The organism is Microbulbifer sp. SH-1 (genome assembly GCF_011326135.1).
GTDB lineage: Bacteria > Pseudomonadota > Gammaproteobacteria > Pseudomonadales > Cellvibrionaceae > Microbulbifer > Microbulbifer harenosus.
Map to the genome: position 1 here is coordinate 1,456,740 of NZ_CP046948.1, position 19,824 is coordinate 1,476,563.

Annotated in this window: 18 protein-coding genes; 7 read left to right on the forward strand and 11 right to left on the reverse strand. The window is 59.9% G+C overall.

What is annotated here, in order from left to right; translation table 11 throughout:
* Positions 1–532: 532 nt before the first annotated feature.
* Positions 533–886: an HPF/RaiA family ribosome-associated protein gene (locus tag GNX18_RS06405; RefSeq protein WP_138234762.1), complete on the forward strand. Its 354-nt coding sequence runs from the start codon at positions 533–535 to the stop codon at positions 884–886.
* A gap of 263 nt (positions 887–1,149) precedes the next feature.
* Here GNX18_RS06405 and gorA read toward each other — a convergent pair whose 3' ends face one another.
* Positions 1,150–2,511 (reverse strand): glutathione-disulfide reductase, encoded by a 1,362-nt coding sequence (gorA, locus tag GNX18_RS06410; RefSeq protein WP_166216288.1) that lies wholly within the window; start codon positions 2,509–2,511, stop codon positions 1,150–1,152.
* Positions 2,512–2,706: 195 nt separating this feature from the next.
* On the opposite strand from gorA, the gene GNX18_RS06415 reads away from it, so the two are divergent.
* Positions 2,707–3,309 (forward strand): hypothetical protein, encoded by a 603-nt coding sequence (locus GNX18_RS06415; RefSeq protein ID WP_166216291.1) that lies wholly within the window; start codon positions 2,707–2,709, stop codon positions 3,307–3,309.
* A 173-nt stretch (positions 3,310–3,482) separates the two neighbouring features.
* On the opposite strand, the gene GNX18_RS06420 is transcribed toward GNX18_RS06415, so the two are convergent.
* The 4 genes from GNX18_RS06420 to GNX18_RS06435 form a co-directional block, all read right to left on the reverse strand.
* Positions 3,483–4,712, reverse strand: a complete 1,230-nt coding sequence (locus GNX18_RS06420; protein WP_166216294.1) for a TIGR01620 family protein — start codon at positions 4,710–4,712, stop codon at positions 3,483–3,485.
* Entirely contained in the window at positions 4,712–6,151 is a 1,440-nt protein-coding gene (locus GNX18_RS06425) for a YcjX family protein (protein WP_166216297.1), read from the reverse strand. The genes GNX18_RS06420 and GNX18_RS06425 overlap by 1 nt, the downstream gene beginning before the upstream one ends.
* A 213-nt stretch (positions 6,152–6,364) precedes the next feature.
* Entirely contained in the window at positions 6,365–7,141 is a 777-nt protein-coding gene (locus GNX18_RS06430) for a GIN domain-containing protein (RefSeq protein ID WP_240914264.1), read from the reverse strand.
* Between the two features lie 123 nt (positions 7,142–7,264).
* A complete protein-coding gene (locus GNX18_RS06435; protein WP_138234768.1) occupies positions 7,265–7,684 on the reverse strand; it encodes an HIT family protein in 420 nt (139 codons plus the stop codon).
* A gap of 466 nt (positions 7,685–8,150) precedes the next feature.
* On the opposite strand from GNX18_RS06435, the gene GNX18_RS06440 reads away from it, so the two are divergent.
* The 3 genes from GNX18_RS06440 to tcdA all read left to right on the forward strand — a co-directional run bounded on the left by GNX18_RS06440 (position 8,151) and on the right by tcdA (position 10,229).
* On the forward strand, positions 8,151–8,597 hold the full coding sequence (locus tag GNX18_RS06440) for a hypothetical protein (protein WP_240914265.1): 447 nt from the start codon (positions 8,151–8,153) through the stop codon (positions 8,595–8,597).
* Positions 8,598–8,825: 228 nt separating this feature from the next.
* A complete protein-coding gene (locus GNX18_RS06445) occupies positions 8,826–9,290 on the forward strand; it encodes a peptidylprolyl isomerase (protein WP_138234769.1) in 465 nt (154 codons plus the stop codon).
* Positions 9,291–9,422: 132 nt separating this feature from the next.
* A complete protein-coding gene (tcdA, locus tag GNX18_RS06450) occupies positions 9,423–10,229 on the forward strand; it encodes a tRNA cyclic N6-threonylcarbamoyladenosine(37) synthase TcdA (RefSeq protein WP_138234770.1) in 807 nt (268 codons plus the stop codon).
* 48 nt (positions 10,230–10,277) lie between these two features.
* Here tcdA and GNX18_RS06455 read toward each other — a convergent pair whose 3' ends face one another.
* From GNX18_RS06455 to GNX18_RS06480, 6 genes are all read right to left on the reverse strand, one after another.
* Positions 10,278–11,963, reverse strand: a complete 1,686-nt coding sequence (locus GNX18_RS06455; RefSeq protein WP_166216302.1) for an aminotransferase class V-fold PLP-dependent enzyme — start codon at positions 11,961–11,963, stop codon at positions 10,278–10,280.
* Between the two features lie 38 nt (positions 11,964–12,001).
* Complete coding sequence (locus GNX18_RS06460; RefSeq protein ID WP_240914266.1) at positions 12,002–12,799, reverse strand: TatD family hydrolase; 798 nt, start codon at positions 12,797–12,799, stop codon at positions 12,002–12,004.
* Between the two features lie 76 nt (positions 12,800–12,875).
* Complete coding sequence (locus GNX18_RS06465; RefSeq protein ID WP_166216306.1) at positions 12,876–13,739, reverse strand: SDR family oxidoreductase; 864 nt, start codon at positions 13,737–13,739, stop codon at positions 12,876–12,878.
* Entirely contained in the window at positions 13,736–14,734 is a 999-nt protein-coding gene (locus GNX18_RS06470) for an SDR family oxidoreductase (RefSeq protein ID WP_166216309.1), read from the reverse strand. The genes GNX18_RS06465 and GNX18_RS06470 overlap by 4 nt, the downstream gene beginning before the upstream one ends.
* A 59-nt stretch (positions 14,735–14,793) precedes the next feature.
* Complete coding sequence (locus GNX18_RS06475) at positions 14,794–15,759, reverse strand: bile acid:sodium symporter family protein (RefSeq protein WP_240914267.1); 966 nt, start codon at positions 15,757–15,759, stop codon at positions 14,794–14,796.
* 13 nt (positions 15,760–15,772) lie between these two features.
* Positions 15,773–17,134, reverse strand: coding sequence for an NAD(P)/FAD-dependent oxidoreductase (locus GNX18_RS06480; RefSeq protein WP_166216312.1), 1,362 nt, complete (start codon positions 17,132–17,134; stop codon positions 15,773–15,775).
* A 148-nt stretch (positions 17,135–17,282) separates the two neighbouring features.
* On the opposite strand from GNX18_RS06480, the gene GNX18_RS06485 reads away from it, so the two are divergent.
* Both GNX18_RS06485 and GNX18_RS06490 read left to right on the forward strand, forming a co-directional pair.
* On the forward strand, positions 17,283–18,278 hold the full coding sequence (locus GNX18_RS06485) for an AraC family transcriptional regulator (protein WP_166216315.1): 996 nt from the start codon (positions 17,283–17,285) through the stop codon (positions 18,276–18,278).
* 72 nt (positions 18,279–18,350) lie between these two features.
* Positions 18,351–19,808, forward strand: a complete 1,458-nt coding sequence (locus GNX18_RS06490; protein ID WP_166216318.1) for a helicase HerA-like domain-containing protein — start codon at positions 18,351–18,353, stop codon at positions 19,806–19,808.
* Positions 19,809–19,824 lie beyond the last annotated feature (16 nt).

Here is a 19,824-nt window from a genome sequence, read left to right on the forward strand (position 1 = left end):
AGTCAAAAGTCCGTTGTTTGATTTTTTACTTCAGAAAAACGCAAAGCTGCAATTGCGCACATCGCGGGAAGCGTCCGGCGCTGCCTCGGGAAAACGGATATCACACAGGTGATACCGGTACGCAAACTGCCCCACACGAGGCCAGACAATGTACCCCAGACGGATATACGCAGCAATGACCGTGCCAACAGGATTCCTATACGCGCAGTGACCTGTGCCGCAAAACAGCACATTTGCAGCTGCCGGAAAAGTTCCCGTGGACTAACAAATATTTGTGACATTTTCTTGATTCGAGAGCTTGATTTTTTTTTTGAGAATCGCATTATGACCTACAGGGAGATAATCCTGAGCGGCATGAAAACCGGCCCGAGCGCAAAACACCTTTGATATTGCCAACCCGGCAATGACCGAACTGCGAACTCCGGTGACCCGATTTTCATACTGAGCAGACTCCCTACAGGGCGCCCTACCTTCTTTCAGCAAACCGCGTATGCGGCCTGCATAGGTCCTTTATAACCGGAGGTATGTGCCCATGAAATCAGCGCCTTACGATAACATTGTGTTCCGTGATATCGACAAGTCCGCCACCCTGGCAGACACCGTATCCAAAAAACTGCACAAGCTGGAACGTTATTGTGGCGACATCATACGAAGCCGCGTAGTCCTTGAAGCCCCCCATCATCACAAGCACAAAGGCAAGCAGTATCGCGCCTCTGTCGAGCTTGCCCTGAGCGGCAATCCGGTCACCATCACCAACGAGAGCGACTCCATTCATCGCGCGGTCAACGGTGCCTTTGACTCCGCCGAACGCTGCCTGAAAGAACGCGGAGATCGCCGCAAGACCCGTCGGCACCAGATTCCGGTACCCGAGATAGCCGAAGATTGACATTGCCGCGACCAGCGGAAACCACACCACCCAAATATCGAACCCTGGGGGAACTGAAAATTTGCCAGATCGCGCTTCTTGACCACTGAGGCCAGTAAAACGGCAACAGTACGACTGCTACCCTTGGCGAAGCTGAAGCGCAAAATGTTCACACTCACAGCCCGGCAAGGGCGAGGAATGCGCAAATATGAAAAAGCTGTGCCGGAGACCTCTCCGGCACAGCTTTTATATACCCCCTGTTCAGAGGCAACTCCGCCACAACATCACTCCGGGACCGCAGTGCGCATAGTGACAAACTCCTCCGCGGCCGTGGGATGAATACCAATGGTCTGATCAAATACAGACTTGGTAGCCCCGGCTTTCATCGCTACGGCCATGCCCTGAATGATTTCACCCGCATCGGGCCCCACCATGTGCACTCCAACCACCCTGTCGCTCTCCTTATCCACGATGAGTTTCATCAGGGTTCGCTCATCCCGGCCGCTGACCGAATGACGCATGGCTCGGAAGTCCGATCGATAGATGGCGACCGGAATACCCGCCTGGCGAGCCTCCTCCTCAGTCAGCCCTACAGTACCGATATTCGGCTGGCAAAACACCGCAGTGGGAATATTGTTGTAGTCTATTTCCGCCGTTTCACCGCTTTGCCAGTGCCTGACCAGCGCCATCGCCTCCGCCAGAGCTACCGGAGTGAGTTCCGGGCCACCGGTGACATCCCCCAGCGCGTAGATGGAGGTCACGCTGCTGCGGAAATTATCGTCCACGCCGATAGTCCCGTCCTTATGGGTGACCACGCCCAGGGCGTCCAGCCCCAACCCCTTAGTATTGGGCTTGCGTCCGGTCGCATAGAGCACCGCGTCCACCTCCAGCACCTCGCCGTCGCTGCCTGTAACCCGAAGGGCGCCACCCTCGAGTTTTTCGATGGCTTTCACCTGGTGATTGAAGTGGAGATGGATACCCTTCTTGCCCATTTCATCCCGCACGAATGTGCGAACGTCGTTATCGAATCCACGCAGAAACAGATCGCGCCGATAGGATAGATGCGTCTCAGCACCGAGACCGGCAAAGATGCCTGCAAACTCCACCGCAATATAACCACCACCAACCACCAGTACCCGGTGAGGGAATACTTCGAGGGAAAAAACTTCATTCGAAGTAATGACAAATTCGCTACCGGGAAATTCCGGCACAAACGGCCAGCCACCAGTGGCAACCAGTAGGCGTTCTGCCGTGTACGTTTCGTTGCGCACACTGACCTGGTGCCGCCCGCTGACCTGCGCTCTGCCGTCGATGATGTGGACCCCCGCTCCGGTGAGCAGGTTGCGATAAATACCATTGAGCCGGGTGATTTCTCTGGCATTGTTGTCCCGCAACGTCGGCCATATGAAGCGGGCACCATCCTGCCCCTCCCATCCATAGGCCCGCGCATCTTCAAACGCCTCGCGATAGGCACTCGCATAGACAAACAGTTTTTTGGGCACACAGCCCACATTGACGCAGGTCCCGCCCATGTAGCGCTCTTCCACCACGGCCACACGCATACCCGCAGCGGCAGCCATGCGGGCGGCACGCACACCTCCGGAACCTGCACCAATCACTATTAGATCAAAATCAAAATCCGACAAAACTCACTCCTCAGCTTCCGGGCAAAGCTCCCGCTTGCCGCCTTTTGCACCTGCCGCACGACCATACGCTCGCACTATTGTCAGGTTAAACACATCTGATCAGTACAAAGAAACGCGCACTGGTCCACAATTGGCACAATCGTGACAAATCATACTTAAAACTTGTTGACATAAGACTGGCGTTTCGATATTCATGTGACGCTTATCACAATAAAAAGCCTGATAGCTAAAACAACAGTAGGGCATTCAAAGATGAACACGCCACACTTATCCAAGACACCGTCATTTTCCCAATCCTCCCGCTCCCGCAAGCTGACACCGCTGGTTGCGGCGGCAATTGCCTGCTTTATTGCGACAGGAAAAGCCGGAGCCACCAGCTCCCACCCCGCTTACCTCAATGATGCATATTGCGAAAGCCTTGTTGAGCAATTCGTGGATTCCGGGATGCGAAGCCTGGGGAAATATATCAACGAAAACTTCAAGCCTGAGTATAAAGGTGGCATCCGAAACACGATCAACTTCCTCAATCAACGCGCGGAGTGGCTGGGTGAGTGCGATTCGTACCTGAGCGACACCGCAGACAGTCGTGTTTTCCACGACGAGCAAAACACCAAAGCCATATTTGAAGCGATGGACGCACTGGCCAAGGAATTGCAGCTGGTACGCGAGGGGGTTGAATATCCCGATGCGGCGGGCAACAACAACCCGCGTCCGTTTGTCAAAAGCCGCTTCGACACTCTGGCAAAACTGGTGGACCAACACCACACGCGAATGCTGATGAAAAAACAGTTCAAATAACTACAGTCGGTCGCGCTGCGCGCAAGTGAGTCGCACGGGCCCGCACCGCAGATTTCGCTGTGCATCCGCCCGGCCTCAATCCTCGTAACCCAATGCGTATTGTAGAAACTGCACGCAATGAGCACCCTAGCCCAGCGGTCAAATGTTTCATCCAGAACTATTTGACCTCCGGGCTAGGAATCGTGTGAATTCCGCGGCTTAAGGTTTTCCCGGGCATTGTCCTGGACAATGCGGTCCGCATCTCTGATCGTCGCCGCCGCATCCGGCCCGCTGTTGCGGTCTCGCCCCAGCATCCGCTCTTTCAGACTGACGGCAATTCTCCGAGTAAGCGCGCCAAGACGCGGGCGTTGCTTTTCCGAAAAAGGAATCGGACGGCAACTGTGTACTGCAGCCAACCCAATCCTTGCCATGAACAGGCCGGCCCCCATGCCCTGCCCCAGGCGCGCCGACACCGCACTGAGCATGCTGTCACCCACCAGTTCGGGCCACAATTCGCTTACCGCATATTCGCTGGCGCCACTGTAGGCCACCAGCGCAAGCACTTTCTTGAACAGACGCCAGCGCACCACCACTGACGGCCGCACGCCATAAATCTGAGCGACATCGTCAATCATGCGCATGGACTGCCGGAGCGCCACTAAAACATCCAGGGTGGTAAAGGGACTTAATCCAACCAGCGCTCCGGTTGTCGTCGCATGGCGAACAATTCGCCGCAGCGCCTCCTGATCCAGCGCTTCAAAAAAATTCAGTTCCAGATGCCGCAACAGTTCGCTGTTGTCATAGTAATCCGGCATCTCGCCCTGCACCCGCGCGAGTAGCGCACCCTGAGGTTTCCCGGCAAAGAGTTCACTCAGTTGCTGATTGAGCGGGGCCACCGCGTCTGTGGCGCGGCTGTCACGTACCTGCGCCGCCAGCTCCTGAGTTTTCTGCAGTCTGCGCAGCGGTCGGCCCGCACGGAAATACTCCCAAACAGCGCTCCCCATGGTCAGCACCAGTATGCCGATTATCCCCCCAGCCAGCAGGCCAAGGGTCCAGTGCATTTCGGCAGCCCAGTAGAAAAACTGCCGCAGCTCCCAGAACACCGCGCCAAACGCGAGTGCCAGCGCCGCCAGCAGCGCCGGCTTCCATAGTCGCAGACGAAATACCGGCAACCGCAGTTCCGAAAAAGAGATTTTATCCGGCAGCGATTCGCCAGTGGTGATAGAGCGGGGAAGCTGCGCCGGCTCCTCCGCCAGCGGCTCCACCCGGGTACTGGCGCGGTCGCGCGCTGTGGGCTCTTCCGCGTCCAGATTTTCTATACGGGTCTGGCGTCGGGCGCCGGCATTATGCGAAGCCCCGGTGCCGCTCTCAAGACCTTTGCGTAACTCTTCCTGCCCGGAGGTGTTTTTATCAGCACCAGCCATCAGACCTTGTCTCCCAACAGCAGATTCAAGAGCGCATCCACGCGGATGTGCGGCATATAACCTTCGTGCCCGATCCCCATGGGGGGCCGCAGCTGTGGCGGCAGGCCATCGGCGTAGTGTTGCCATTGGCTCTCCTGTGGCAGGTGCGCGAAGATTTCGGCATTTTCAAACCCGAGATAACGCCCATCCATGGCGTGCCCTACCAGCATGCGACGGCCATCGCGGACGCTTTCATTGGAACAGCGCACCGCCGCAATAGCCTCGCACGAAAGCGGCAAACCGCGGTGACGGGCAGCGGAAAAAACCTGCTGCAGCTGCTGCCCGAGCAACTGGCGCAGGGCGTCGTGATCCGCGGCCAGGACCTGGTCGACCTTGGTCGCGGCGAACACCAGACGGTCGATGCGCGGGCGCCACAGTTTGCGCAGCAGCCCATTGCTGCCATAGCTGAATGTATCGGCGATCTGCCCAAATGCCTTGCGCATGTCTTCGAGCGACGCCTCACCGGCAAACAGAGTGCTGATCAGATCCACCAGCACCAACTGCCGGTCCAGGTGCCGAAAGTGGCTGTCAACAAACGGCACCACCCGCTCTTCCACATAGTGCCGATAGCGGGCCTCCAGCACCTTGTACACACTTCCCTCGGGCAGTGCATCCAATTCCGACTGCGCTCGATGACCGATACCTGGCAGGGGGAAAAATCCATGCTCCTCACCGTCGAGCAGGGCCCGGCCCGGCTGCAGGTAGCTGAGCTTGCGCTCACTGCGGCAGTCGCGCAGAAATTGGCGGTAGTTTTGCCACAGGCTGTCGATCTGTCGCAGATCAGCGGCGGCATCCGGCGCGAGCTCCCGCAGTTGCGACAGCAGTTCCGGCGCCAGCGTCGCCCGCGGTTCCTCCTCCAACAGATCCCGCTGGTGACGGCACCAGGTGGCAAAGTCCATCCTCAATAGCGGTAGATCCATTAACCACTCGCCGGGATAGTCGCGAAACTCCAGAATGAGTTTCTGCTGGTAATTGCGCCCGAAGCGGCGCCCCTGAAGATGCAAATGCAGCTCCAGAGCGGAAAGATCACGGGTAGATTCCGGCCAGCGCGGCGGATTGGCGGTCAGCGCACTGAGACAGCGCTCGTACTCGAACAGAGGCAGCCCGGTATCAAGCGCCGGTTTCAGCTCCGCGCCCAGCAAGCGACCATTCAGCGCGGGGGAAAAACCAGGCAGTTGGGCGCGGTCCGGGTGGCTGAGCTGGTAGATCAAACTCGTGATCAATGTGGATTTGCCCGCACCACTGAGACCGGTGATACCGATGCAGATGCGCCGATCCAGCAGCCGCTCGGCGGCCCAGTGCGACTTTTCCACAGCATCTTTGCGCAGCTGCCGCACCTGCTGCCTGAGCGCGCGCAATCGGCCTTTCCTTTTCCCGGACTGATCGTCAGCAGAACTCATGAATACTCCTGTTTACACGCGGAATCCATCGTGTCTATTGCCCGGATCCTGGCCCTGTGGGCAAAGCGAGAAGGGATGCAAAAACGTTGCTGTATTGCAGCAGAAATGGAGGTCTGTGCGCCCGTTTCAACCCCTGAAGCCCATCGACGCCCACACAAAGTAAAAGCGCGGCCTGAGCCGCGCAATTGCATTAGGGAATCCGGAAGGTATAAATCACTCTACCAGAGCAATGTCTCCGGAGCCCATGACCGAAAAAGACTCGCTCGCCGGGCGCTTGAGCACGATGTCACCGGAGCCCATCACCGCACCGCCGGCGTTATTGGCACTCAGGTTGCGCCCCATGAAATCGCCGCTGCCCATCACGGTAATATTGAGGTTGGCCACCTTGCCACCAATGGCCATATCACCGGAACCCTTGATCTGGGCGGTAAAGTCCTCGCCAATGAAGTTGTCCATGCGGAGATCGCCAGAACCTGTGATACCTGCAGAGCCATGCACTGCCAGCACGGTGCCCAGAATCAGGTCACCAGACCCGGTAACGCTGGTACTAAGAGCTTCGGCAGCGACCTTTTCCACTTTAATCAGACCGGAACCGGTAACACGGAGATCGAGCTTCTCGCTCTCCAGGGTGTCCGCAAGGGCATCCCCTGAACCGGTCACGCGTATAGCGCTCACCACTGGCAGGGTGACACGGAACTCGATTTCCGGCTCACTGCTGACGGTTACCACCCCGAACAGGCTTTTGCTGTCGGTCTCCACCCACAGGGACAGATTGCCACCGCGATCCACTTCAGCGCGGGCATAATCCAGGTCTTTCTCTTCGCCATGCGCGGTCACGGAGAAACTATTTCCCTGTACAACCTTGAGATTGGAACTACCTTTTAGCGCGATGGCGGAAAACCCATCCAGTGCGAAGGTTCGACTGGACGTCTGCGCGTGTACCACGCCGGTGCCCAGCACCAGTAACAGCAGCGAGGCAAAAATAGACATTCTGGAAATCATGAGCCGGTAACCTGTTTTCTTGTTAACTGCCACTGAGACGCACGCCGCCACCGGTTTGGATGCACGGGATGCAAAACTTTTTGTCAGGAAAGCCCTTATGGCGAGGTCGCCTCAAGCGGCGCTGTCGCGATAACCCAGTTCAACCAACGCCGCGCGCAGTTTCGCCGCCTCAGCCGCCAGCACTTCTGGCGACGCCGGCTGCTGCAGAGCAAAGTCGAGATCGGCGATCTGGTCGATCGGCACCAGATGGTAGTGAGTGTGTGGTACTTCGAGCCCCGCCACCATCACCCCCACGCGCTGAGGTGAGTACACCTTCTTCTGCGCCTTGGCCACCTTGCCAGCCACATCCAGGAGATGCGCGTTGATATCTGCAGGCACGTCGTCCCAATGGTCCACTTCCTCTACGGGGATAACCAGGCAGTGACCGGGCCTGACCGGCGCGATGGTCATGATCGCCACCGCGACGTCATCGCGCCATACAAAGTGCCCTGGCAGTTCGCCATTGATGATCCGGGTGAAAATGCTCGCCATCTTATGCCTCGTGTATTGCCCGGAGGCAACCTGGCCTCAGGGAGTGACAGAAAAAAACAACCTGCTGTCCGCGCGTATTGTGGTCACACTCCTGACCAGAGCGGCCGACCGGGATATTACAGACCAGGAAGTCTAACAGCGCCACTTTCTAGGGCGCCACCCGGGCTGACTGCTGAGGGTCAAGCGCACGGTGAAATTGCGCCTTCGGCAGGCACGAAAGGTAATACACGCCGACGTTCTGCATCAAATTAAACCACTGCAGTACAACCCGTGGAAGGCTGTGACAATTTCGTGGTGATTCATTGGCAGGGGTATTTCCATCCCGTAATCTTGCCGCCCATATCGCGACCGGCAGTCCCAGCCCCTTTCCAGAAGCCCCAAAAAGCACCCGGAAAGATCGACAGATCGAGGCCATTCGGACACCAACGCGACATACCGATTACCGTCTCACAGGGGGAATCCACCAATGCCAAGTGTTGTACCCGCTCTTGTACCCATTCACGCACCCGCCCCGGGGGATGCAACCGCTGCCGCGCCGGAAGTACATGGGTGTCCGCAGGGGCTGCTCGCCGGCCTGGGAGGGCGCCAGTTTCTCAGCCGGACCGTGGGCGAGTTCTACCAGGCGATTGGTAAATATATGTCGAGCGAGGACAGTGCAGAGCACGACAAACAGCACAGCCGCCAGGCCCAGTTCCTGACCCACGCACTGGCCGGAGAGCCTGAGCCCACCCACAGCGCGCGCGCCTGCTTCCTGGCCCGGGGCCTGAATCCGGCACTGTTTGAAGCCCTGCTTGAGTTTCTCGACGCGCGCCTGCTGGAACTGGGCTTTACACCGGCAATGAGTGACCAGTTGGTACGCACGGCCACCGATCTCTTTGACCGCTGCGACGAGCCCCTGTCCATCGCTTGTTGAACTGCGCGTCTCACCCGGTGCGGCCCGCCCCCTTGGGCCGCCCCACTCGCCCTGCCGTAGAACCCCACAACCCACATTATCCGCGCGCACGCCATCAAAGCTCCTTGGTTGCGAGTACCGGGCCCGGCCCATACAATGCACGTTCATTCAGCCTTAAAACCCCCGTTTGCTTTTCCTTCCGTAAGCGGTAAGCGCTACAACTCACTCTCAAGACACAAGAGATTGCCCATGAAAATTGCTAACCACAGCGTTGTGGAGATCAACTACACCCTGAAAGACGCCGAAGGCACCGTGATCGATACCTCCGAAGGTGGCCAACCGCTGAAATACCTGCAGGGCGTAGGCAACATCATTTCCGGGCTGGAAAAGGAAATGCTGGACAAGAGCGCTGGTGACAAATTCAACGTGGTGGTGGCGCCGGAAGACGGCTACGGCCCGCAGAACCCCGAACTGATCCAGACCCTTCCGAAGGACGCATTCGGCGGTGTTGAGGAGCTACAGGTCGGTATGGCCTTCCGCGCCCAAAGCACTGAAGGTCACCCCATCGAAGTGGAAATTATTGATATCGACGGCGACCAGGTCACCATCAATGGCAACCACCCGCTGGCCGGTGTGGAGCTGCACTTCGATATCGAGGTGATTTCCGTGCGCGAAGCGACTCCGGAAGAGATCGACCACGGCCACGTGCACTGATCGATCCGGTTACCGCGGGGTGCACTCTGCGCCCTGCCCACCTCCCCTCCTGCAATCGCCGGCGGGAATACTCCTTGCCCAGCGTAAGCTTTCGCCAACACAATCATCCGCAACGCATCCCGGTTAATCTCCATGCCTCTCAGTGACTCCTATCTGCAACGGTTTGGCGGTATTGCCCGACTCTACGGCACTCATGCGCTCGATGTGCTGCATGCGGCACACGTGGTGGTGATCGGTATCGGCGGTGTCGGCAGCTGGACTGCGGAAGCGCTCGCGCGCAGCGGTGTCGGCAACATCACCCTGATTGATCTGGACGACATCTGTATCACCAACACCAACCGCCAGATTCACGCGCTGGTGGATACGGTTGGGGAGATCAAGGTGGAGGCGATGGCGGAGCGGTTGCGGGCGATCAACCCGGAAATTTCTGTGCGTACCCGGGAAGACTTTATCGCCCCTGACAATTTCGCCGAGCTGCTCGCCCCGGAACAAACCCCCATCGATGTCGTGGTAGACGCCTTCGACAATGCGCGGGTCAAGGCAGCACTGATCGCCTATTGCAAGGCGCGCAAGATACGCCTGATTACCGTGGGCTCCGCCGGTGGCAAAATCAACCCCGCCGCCATTGAGTGCGCGGATCTGGGGCGCACTGTGAGCGACCCCATGCTGGCCAAGGTGCGCCAGCACCTTTACCGCTTCCACAATTTTCAGAAGTCCAGCAAGCGCCAGTTTGGCATCGATGCCATCTACTCCACCGAGCCCATGGTGTACCCGCAGCCGGACGGCCAGGTGTGCCAGCAGAAAAGCGGGATGCTGAACGGAGTAAAGCTGGATTGCAGCGGCGGCTTCGGCGCCGCCACTATGGTCACAGGCACCTTCGGTTTTATGGCCGCCAGCAAGGCGGTGGAGCGAATTCTCAAAGCGCAGCAGAAAGGTTAACAGGACAAAGCCCGCCCCTCCTCAACGGGAGGCTCAGTGGCCGTGCCGCTACCGGTTTTCGCTTTGTGAGGCCTTCCCCATCAACTCAAAGGCGCGCTCGAGCAACGCGTGAAAGCCGTTGGCCCGCGACTCACTCAGCTGCTGCGCCAGGCCCAGCTCCACAAACAGGGACTCCAGCTCCGCACGCGTCACACCGCCGGCTGCCTGCCCATCCAGTTGCGTCAGCAGCAGCGCACCCAACCCTTTTACGATACGGCTGTCGCTGTCGAGGGCAAAGCGGTGCAACCCGTTTTCACGGCGGTGTACCAGCCAGGCGCTGGACTCACAGCCGCGCACCAGGTTTTTCTCCAAACGTATGGCATCCTTGCGGGAAATGGTCTTGGACCAACCCATCAGAGTACGGTAGCGGTCCTGCCAGTTGCGCTGGGCGCGCAACGCTTCAATGTCGAGCGCGCCGAGATCATCCGGCATCCAAGTTGCAGTTTCGCCACTAATCTGCGGCTCGGTTTGTGCGACGCTTTCATCACCCAGGTGTAGGAAAAACTCTTCCACCGCGGCGACAAGTTTCTCCACATCACTGCGTGTGTTGTAGGCGGCAACGGAAGCGCGCAAGGTGGCGCTGTGGCCACTGGCACGCACCAGGGGCTGGGCACAGTGGTGGCCGACACGCACCGCGATATCGCGCCCATCGAGCCACTGCATCAGGTCGATCGCCGCCGAACGCGGGTGGGTGAAAGCGACAATGCCGAGATTGTTATCCGCCGCACTCAACAGGTTCAGCTCCGGAATCTGGCTCAGGCGGTCGTGCAAAAAATGTAGCAACTGCTGTTCGTGCCTCGCCATGCCCGCGCGATCCTGGGCGTCGAGAAATTCCAGACAGGCGCCAAGTCCGGCGATCGCGGCGAGGGATGAGGTCCCCGCTTCAAACTTGTGTGGCAGGTCCGCGTAATGGCTGGAGAATAGATCCACATCCGCAATCATTTCGCCACCGCCCTGCCACGGCGGCATCGCCTGCAACAGGGATTCACGGCCGTAAAGAAGGCCTACGCCGGTAGGACCGTAGAACTTGTGCGCAGAACACACAAAGAAGTCGCAACCAATGGTTTGAACATCGACAGGTTCGTGCGCCGCCAACTGGGATCCATCCACAATCCAGTGAATATTTTTTCCTGCTAACACCGCCCGCACGGCATCCAGTTCCGTGCGAAAACCCAGCGCATTGGAGCCGGCGGTCAGCGACACAATTTTTGTTCGCGGTGTGAGGACTTCCGCCAGGCGATCAAACTGGGGTACGCCGCGCTGGTCCGGCACGTAGCAAATTTCCAGCCGGAAGCGCTCGGCCATCATCTGCCACGGCACCAGATTGGCGTGGTGCTCGGCGGTGGTAAGGAGAACCTGATCGCCAGGCTGCAGCTGCGAGCTCAGGCAGTACGCCAGCAGGTTCAATCCCTCGGTGGCGCCGCGGGTAAACACTATTTCTTTGGGGTTCGTTGCGCCGAGAAATACGGCCGCACGCGCGCGCACCTGCTCCACCATTTCCGTGGCGCGGCGGGCGAGACGGTGGCTGGAGCGATGGGTATTCGCATTGCTGTGGCGATAAAAATCGGCGATGGCGTCGATCACGCATGCTGGCTTTTGCGTGGTGGCGGCATTGTCCAGATACACCAGCGCACGGTTCTCGGGCTGAGCGAACAGCGGAAACTGTTTTTTGAACGACTCGACGGAAAAGCTCATAACCAGATTGTCACCATGGGGTATTCCCAGCCGGGTATTTACAGATTGAACAGCGCGCGGGCATTTTTTGTGGTCTGGGCAGCAATCTCGTCCACCGAAATACCGCGCAACCCGGCGAGGATTTCCGCTACTGCCGGCAGATACTCCGGGCTGTTGCGCTCGCCCTGGCGGCCGGCGTGGGGCATATCGGGAGCATCGGATTCCAGCAAAAGCGACTCCAGAGGAACCGACGTGAAAGTGGCGCGGGTCTTGGCGGCGCGCGGATACGTGATGGTGCCGCCGGCACCGAGGTAAAACCCCAGTTTCCAGTATTCGTCGGCAGTTTCGCGACTGCCGCTGAACGCGTGAATTACACCGCCTTGTGGCGGGCGAACGGATTTAAGCAGGCGGATGACCTCGTTATGCGCCCGTACGCAGTGCACGATCACCGGCAAATCCAGGGACCGGGCTGCGCGCAGCTGCGCTTCGAAAGCGGCCAACTGCGCGTCCATGGGCGCGTCGATGTTGGCATCCAGCCCGCACTCACCAACGGCGATACAGCGGTTGTTGCCCGCGCGTTCGCGGGCGACGCGCTCCTCAATGGCGCGCTGCAACTGCGCCGGCTCAATCGCCAGTTCCGCCACCCACCAGGGGTGCACCCCCACGGCCCCGTACCAGTCGGGCTGGGCGTTTACCAATGCAAACAGCGGGCGCCACTGGGAAATGCTGATACCGGGGATGATCATGGCCTGCATGCCGAGCGCGACGCAACGTTGCCACACTTCGTGGCGGTCTGCGGCGAAGGCGTCGAAGTCGAAGTGGCAGTGGCTGTCGATCAGCGGCATGGGCCTGTGCATATGGCTGCTATTGCCGTCGCATTTTAGGCGCTGCGGCCGGCAAATTCGACCGCACTGGCAAAAACCATAAACCGGCTTAAGACTGCCGCGCGAGCTTGCGGCCCTGTTCCAGCTCCACGCGGAAGTTTTTTACCATCTGCCGCAGGAATAGCTTGGGCGCAAATTTATACAGATAGGCCCCGAACAGCGACTTGTCGCGGGGGAACAGGCGTTCTTTTCCGGCGGCCAATGCTCGCACGATCTCGCCCGCCATCCAGTCGGCGCTGCGCACCTGGCCTATGGTGCTCTGGGCATGCCTGGCGCGACCGCCGTCACCGGCAAGCGCATTGCTATCGATATTGGTGGCAACAAAGCTCGGGTAGACCATGAGCACGCGGACGCCTTCGTCGCGCACCTCTTCGCGGAAGGTTTCGAAGTACTGGTGTAGTGCACTTTTGGCCGCGCAGTAGCCCGCGCGCCCGAGCACCGGCATCCAGCCGGCCATGGAACTTATGTTGACGACACAGCCGGACGCGGCGCGCAGCTCGCCGATCAGTCCCTGGGCCAGTTCCACCGGTGCGTGATAGTCCACGGCCATCACCCGGCGGATGACCGCATTGCTGGTCTGGGTGGAGAGGCTGCGGTGGGTAATACCGGCGTTGTTCACCAGCAGGTCTACAACCCCATAGACGTTGCGCAGACGCGCGCACAGTTCCGCTACGACGGCTTCCGAGGAGAGGTCGGCAACGAATACGTCGGCACCAATACCCCGCGCCTCCAGTTCGCGCGCGCGTGCGGCCACAGCATCGGCTTCCACGTCGATCAACGCGAAGCGCAGCGGGCCCTTGCCGGCGTAGGACTTTTCCAGCGCCTGAACCAGAGCCCAACCGAGGCCACCGGCGGCGCCGGTAACCACGAAGATCTTTTCCCGGCTTTGCGCAGCAATCAGGGATGCATTCATGCGACCTGCCCCTCCGTTGCCGCCGCCGGATCGGCGTGGATGGCCCGCGCGGTGTGCGGGTCTACATCAATACCGAGGGCCTCTTTCGCAAAAAGCGCGAATGCCTCTGCCGAGGTCTTGCGCGGCCGGTAACCCAGTTCGCATTTGAGTCGCGTGTTCAGCAGCACCGGGCGGTATTGCAGAAACATCACCTGCGCCGGCTGCACATTGCCAAGGCGCAGCTTGTAACTAATGGCGAGCAGCGCCTTCAGCAGCCACACCGGCGGGCGGCGCAAGGGTTTGCCCAGCAGGCGGGCGATTTCGTGCGGCGTCAGTGCGCCGTCACCGGCGAGATTGTAGATACCACTGGCATCTTCCAGCACGCCGTGTTCGATGGCACCGATCACATCCTGATCCCAGATGAACACAAACGGCGAGTTGTGCGCCCCCGGGTCGAGAATGCCTTTGCCGGCAAACAGTGCACTAATCTTACTGCTGGTGGTGGCACCGATAATCGAACACGGCCGGAAGATCAGTTGCTTCAACTGCGGGTGACGCCGGCGATAGTCCGCGAGCATTTCTTCCACGAGTCGCTTGTGATCCGAATAGGCAAATTCCGGGTTGCCGCGCAGTGGATCGTCTTCCGTCAGCCACATGGGGTTGTCTGCGTGGTAGCCGTAGGCGGCACCGCTGCTGGTGAGGGTAATATGGGTTACCCCGGCAGTGATACAGGCATCCAACACATTGCGGGTGCCGTCGACATCGATGCGGTACTCCCGTTCGCGGTCGCGCCCGGGGGATACTACGGACGCCAGGTGTATCACATGGGTAATACGCTCGGCGCGCATCAGTTCCGCAAGGGCGGCATCGCAGATATCCATCAGGAAGATGGGAAATGCGGCCTCGCGCCGGGCAATATCCACCCCGATCACCTCCATCCGCGCGGCCAGCGCCTCGCCCAACAGGCGGCCCACATAGCCCGCCGCCCCCGTAATCAATACCCGTTTTTCACTCATGCTCTGCTCTTGTAGTTATTTAGTCCGACGGCCAGCCGGTATTGGCAGCGAAATGGGATTCACACCGAATCCGCCACCCGCTCCTGCACATCGGCCAAACGCCGGTTGCTGTAGTTCCAGAATCCGGCAAGGGACAACCCCGATACCAGATGCCAGACACCCCAAAAGCCCGCCACCACCAACATTTCTCCGGAGCCCGGATAGAAGGTAAACAGGATGGCGAGCGCCAGCCCGGAGTTCTGGATACCCACCTCCATGGTCACCGCGCGGCGGTCACCCTGCGGCAGGCGGGCGCCGCGGCTCGCCAGGTCACCGATCAGGAAGGCAACAGCGTTGTGCGCGATCACCAGCACCAGAACCGAGCCCGCAATCTCGAGGGCCGTCTGCCAGTGTTTGCTGAAGGAGATGATCACGAACAGCAGGAATACCCCCAGCGACGCCGTGCGGAAATGGCGCTCGCTGCGCCGGGCAAAACCCGGAAAGTGCGCTCCCACTACCATGCCCAGCGCCATCGGCAGCGCCAGTACCAGCACCACCATCAACACCATGTTCTCCGCCGGTAGATGAATCGCCTGCAGGGCTTCGCGGGTGTGGGGATTGAGGCTGCCGTAGAGGGCAAAATTGAGCGGCGTGAGTACCACCGCGGCGAGGCTGGAAATGGCGGTCATGCTGACGGAGGTGGCCACATTCGCGCGCCCGATCCATGTCATCACATTGGAGAAAGTACCGCCGGGGCAGCAGGCCACCAGGATCATCCCCAGTGCCAGGCCCGGGCTGATATCCAATGCCCAGGTGCCAAAGCAGGTAATGGCCGGCAACAACAGAAACTGGGCAACAAGGCCGGTAACCGGCGCCACCGGGCGACTCAACACCCGACGGAAATCCGCGGTTCTGAGCCCCAGAGACACGCCGAACATCATGAACGCCAGTACCGCGTTCAGGGCGAGCAACGCTCCCGGCGACATCTGAAAGCTGTCGATGGAAGACGATACAGCGGCGGTAATGACGGAATTCACGTTATTCATCGTCCTGGCGACCTCAGCGGGTCGCCGCGGCCGGATTGATTGAAAAACATGCAGTATCCGCAACCTGACAGTCACTCAGCAAGTCCCGGGTGTGACCGGCCAGTGCTTTTAGATAAGTGTCCTTGTGCACGTAATAAGCCATACGCTCGAGTTTCAGGTATTGCATGCCGCCATCGGCGCGCTGCCTCGCCTGCATCCGCTTCACCTTTTTGAGCTTCTGCGCCGAAGCGGCACCATGGGCCAGCTGGCGGATGTACAGGGCCACCATCTCCGCCTGGCGATTGCGCCCCTCCCAGCCAAGGCCGGCGGCTTCCACCATGCCCATCAGGAACAGGTTGTCGTACTCCGGGTGAAAGACGTTCAGGTACATACGCGGGGCAAAGCCCTCCCAGTTGAGATGGGCAGACTCGATAAATGGATAATGCAGCTTGTAACCCGTAGCCATCAGGATCAGATCGTATTCGCCGCTGCTGCCGTCGGCGAAGGTCACTTTGTGCCCCGCCACCGCCGCAATATCCTTGCGCGCCTTGATATCGCCGTGGCCGATATGGTGCAGGATCAGGGAGTTGATCACCGGGTGCGATTCAAACATTTTGTAGTCCGGCTTCGGCAGGCCGTACTGCTCGGGCGACCCCAGCATGAACTTCGACAGCGCGGCGCTGATGCGCTGCTGGATAAACCGCGGCAGCTTGAGCTTGCCGCCGACGGCGTCGGTGGCCTTGCCGCCGATAAATTTGGGCAGGAAGTAGTAGCCGCGGCGCAGGCTGATATCCACGCTACTGGCACGGTGCGCGGCGTCCACCGCGATATCCGCGCCACTGTTGCCACAACCCACCAGCAGCACGCGTTTGCCGTCGAAAATGGCCGGGTCGCGGTAGTCGGAGGAGTGCAGCAGTTCGCCGGAGAATGCGCCGGGCAGCTCGGGTATATTCGGGTGGTGCAGCGTACCGTTGGCGATCAGCAGGCCGCCGAATACGCGCGTCTGCTCCTCGCCCCGGCAGCGGGTGGTGATGTGCCAGTCGTCGCCGACGCGCGTGCACTGCACCACCTCGGTCTCGAATTCGTAGTGGCGGTAGAGATCAAACGCGTTGGCGTAGGCGCGGAAGTAATCGCGCATTTCGCGGTGACTGGGGAATAGCGCAACATCCTCACCCATGGGAAACTCGGCGAACTCGGTCATGCGTTTGGACGAGATCAGGTGCGCGGACTCATACATGGTGCTGGTGGGGCTGTCGATATCCCACAGGCCGCCCACATCACTATGTATCTCGAATCCCACACAGGGGATACCGTGTTTGACCAGATTGCGTACACTACACAACCCCATGGGACCGGCGCCGATCACCGCGTAAGACTTACCATCTAATGGTTTCATTATTTTTTTCCCGCTATGGCGCGCCAGGGTGAAGGCGACCTTCTCCACTGACTTTCTTGTCATCTAATGTCGGCATTCAATATAACGTGACATTCCAACAGGCCGTCGTCATAATCGGGCAGCATCTGGTTAATTTCGGACAGTTGATTTGAACACCATCGACAGTAGAAGCGTTACATTAAGCTATACGCGAGCAGTTATAAGCGCTTTAGAGCGACTTCAGCTGAAACTGCCCGCACGGGCCCAGGCACTTCTGACCGCCATTAACGAAAATGAACGGGTCCCCATGAACGTGCAGGAGGAGATCTGGCTGGCGGTGCAGGATGCGCACCCGGATCCACTGCTGGGTATTCGCCTCGGCCAGGCCATGCAGGGCGCCCAGATGGGGCTGGTGGGCTATCTGCTGATGACCCAGAAGAATCTCGGCGCCGCCCTGGAGCAACTGCTCATCTACCATCCCCTGCTCGGCGAGGGCGGTCAGTTCGAGATGCGCCGCGGCAGCTTTTACGTAGAGCTCTGCTATCGCCCCAACTACCTGCGCTGCGCGCGCCTGCGGGTGGAAACGGTGCTATCCATCTGCTTGGCTCAGGCCCGCGTCATGACCGGACGCGAGTTCCAGCCCCAGAGCGTGCTGTTTGCCTACCCTACCCCATCGCTGGCGGTACAGCAGCAGTACCAGCAGCTGCTGCAGGCACCGGTACAGTTCAACGCCGAATCCTCCGGCATCCGTTTCCGCCCCCAGGATCTGGAGATCCCACTGGTGGCGGCAGACCGCCAGGTGATGGCGCGCCTGAAGCCGGAAGCCGACGCCCTGCTGAAAGCCCTCACCAGTAAAAGCCTGCAACTGAGGGTGGCCCACCTGCTGCAGCAGGAACCACAACTCTCCCGCGAGCAGGTCGCAGCGCGCCTGTGTATCAGCCCGCGCCACCTGGGCCGCAAACTACTGGAGGAAAACGCCAGCTTCCGCGCAATCCAGGACGAGGTGCGCAGCCACTACGCGTGCCAGTGGCTGCGCGAGGGCGAAAAAACCAACGTGGATATCGCCGCCGCTCTCGGCTATTGCGACGAGAGCGCCTTCGGCAAAGCCTTCCGGCGCTGGACCGGCCTTTCCCCCAAGGCATTCAAGGCAGCAAAATCCGCGTAACCGCGCGACGCTGGCGAGACTAGAGTTAGAGGGAGTAATTACACGACGTCTGCGCCGCCACCGGGATATACCATGCCGCTCCAGCCCGATACTTCACCGCCGATCCTTCTCGGCAAGGATGCCCTCAACGAGGGCATTCCTCCCACGGGCGGGCCGGCGGCAGCCGGCTACCTACTGCCGACCATGCTGAATCGCCACGGTCTGATCTGCGGCGCCACCGGCACCGGTAAAACCGTGACCCTGCGCTACCTGGTCGAGCAGCTAAGCGCGCGCGGGATAGCAACCCTGGTAACCGACCTGAAAGGCGACCTGAGCGGTCTCGCTGCCGCCGGCGGCGGCAGCGACAAGGTGCGTGCGCGCCTGCCGCAGTTCGGCCTGGACGAGAGTTATTTTCGCGCTTTTCCCCTCACCCTCTGGGGCAGGGGTGGCCTCCCCATGCGCGCCACACCCAGCGAACTGGGGCCGGAATTGATCGGGCGCATGCTGCAACTGAATGACAATCAACAGGGGCTGATGCAACTGCTGTTTCGCATCGCCGATCAGCAAGGCCTGCTCCTCCTGGACTGGAAGGACCTGCTGGCGCTGATCGACCATGCGGACCAGAACCGCAAAACGCTGCTTGCGGAGTTCGGCACCATTTCCCCCGCCAGTCTCGGCGCCATCAAACGCAAGTATCTCGCGCTGGAATCCCAGGGCGCCGACACCCTGTTCGGCGAGCCCGCACTGGACCTGACCGACCTCATTGCCGGCAACAATATTCACCTGCTGGACGCCAGCGACATGCAGCCGGCCGTCTACGGCATCCTGCTGTTGTGGCTGCTCGCCGAGCTGTATGAAAACCTGCCGGAAGTGGGCGACCGCGAACTGCGGTTAGTACTGTTTTTCGACGAGGCTCACCTGTTGTTCGACGATCTGCCCAAGAACCTCTGCAAAGAGGTAGAGCAGATCGTGAAACTGATCCGCTCGCGCGGTGTGGGAATTTTTTTCGTCACCCAAAATCCACTGGATATACCCGAAGACATACTCGCCCAGCTCGGCAACCGGGTGCAGCATGCGCTGCGCGCCTATACGCCCAGCGAGCAGCGGGCGGTCAGGGCTGCCGCCAACAGCTTCCGGGCGAACCCCGGCATCGACACGGCCACGGCCATCGGCGAACTCGGTGTGGGCGAGGCGCTGGTGTCCTGCCTGGATGAAAATGGTGTGCCGCAGCCGGTTTCCCGCCTACTGATCCATCCACCCGCGAGCCGCCTCGCCCCGCTGGACGACAGCGAGCGCCACGCGCTGTTGAAAAACGACCCACTGAAAGGCAAATACAGCCAAAAGCTGGACCGGGACTCTGCCTACGAACAACTGCAGCAACGCCGCGCGCAGGCGCCGGCACCCGCAGAACCGGCGCACAGACCCACCGCCAAGCGTAAGCCCGGTGCACTGGAAAAGTCATTCGACAAGATGGCGACGAGTTTCGGGCGCCAAATCGGCCGGGAATTGATGCGCGGCATTATGGGGGCGCTCAGCGACCGTAAGCGCTGACGCCGGCGTTGTGAGC

Excerpts from the sequence above, each read along its gene's own strand:
- GNX18_RS06405 (WP_138234762.1), top strand. The coding sequence starts at position 533 with ATGAAATCAGCGCCTTACGATAACATTGTGTTCCGTGATATCGACAAG.
- GNX18_RS06420 (WP_166216294.1), bottom strand. The coding sequence starts at position 4,712 with ATGGCTGGTGCTGATAAAAACACCTCCGGGCAGGAAGAGTTACGCAAA.
- GNX18_RS06425 (WP_166216297.1), bottom strand. The coding sequence starts at position 6,151 with ATGAGTTCTGCTGACGATCAGTCCGGGAAAAGGAAAGGCCGATTGCGC.
- GNX18_RS06430 (WP_240914264.1), bottom strand. The coding sequence starts at position 7,141 with ATGTCTATTTTTGCCTCGCTGCTGTTACTGGTGCTGGGCACCGGCGTG.
- GNX18_RS06435 (WP_138234768.1), bottom strand. The coding sequence starts at position 7,684 with ATGGCGAGCATTTTCACCCGGATCATCAATGGCGAACTGCCAGGGCAC.
- GNX18_RS06440 (WP_240914265.1), top strand. The coding sequence starts at position 8,151 with ATGCCAAGTGTTGTACCCGCTCTTGTACCCATTCACGCACCCGCCCCG.
- GNX18_RS06445 (WP_138234769.1), top strand. The coding sequence starts at position 8,826 with ATGAAAATTGCTAACCACAGCGTTGTGGAGATCAACTACACCCTGAAA.
- tcdA (WP_138234770.1), top strand. The coding sequence starts at position 9,423 with ATGCCTCTCAGTGACTCCTATCTGCAACGGTTTGGCGGTATTGCCCGA.
- GNX18_RS06455 (WP_166216302.1), bottom strand. The coding sequence starts at position 11,963 with ATGAGCTTTTCCGTCGAGTCGTTCAAAAAACAGTTTCCGCTGTTCGCT.
- GNX18_RS06460 (WP_240914266.1), bottom strand. The coding sequence starts at position 12,799 with ATGCACAGGCCCATGCCGCTGATCGACAGCCACTGCCACTTCGACTTC.
- GNX18_RS06465 (WP_166216306.1), bottom strand. The coding sequence starts at position 13,739 with ATGAATGCATCCCTGATTGCTGCGCAAAGCCGGGAAAAGATCTTCGTG.
- GNX18_RS06470 (WP_166216309.1), bottom strand. The coding sequence starts at position 14,734 with ATGAGTGAAAAACGGGTATTGATTACGGGGGCGGCGGGCTATGTGGGC.
- GNX18_RS06475 (WP_240914267.1), bottom strand. The coding sequence starts at position 15,759 with ATGAATAACGTGAATTCCGTCATTACCGCCGCTGTATCGTCTTCCATC.
- GNX18_RS06480 (WP_166216312.1), bottom strand. The coding sequence starts at position 17,134 with ATGAAACCATTAGATGGTAAGTCTTACGCGGTGATCGGCGCCGGTCCC.
- GNX18_RS06490 (WP_166216318.1), top strand. The coding sequence starts at position 18,351 with ATGCCGCTCCAGCCCGATACTTCACCGCCGATCCTTCTCGGCAAGGAT.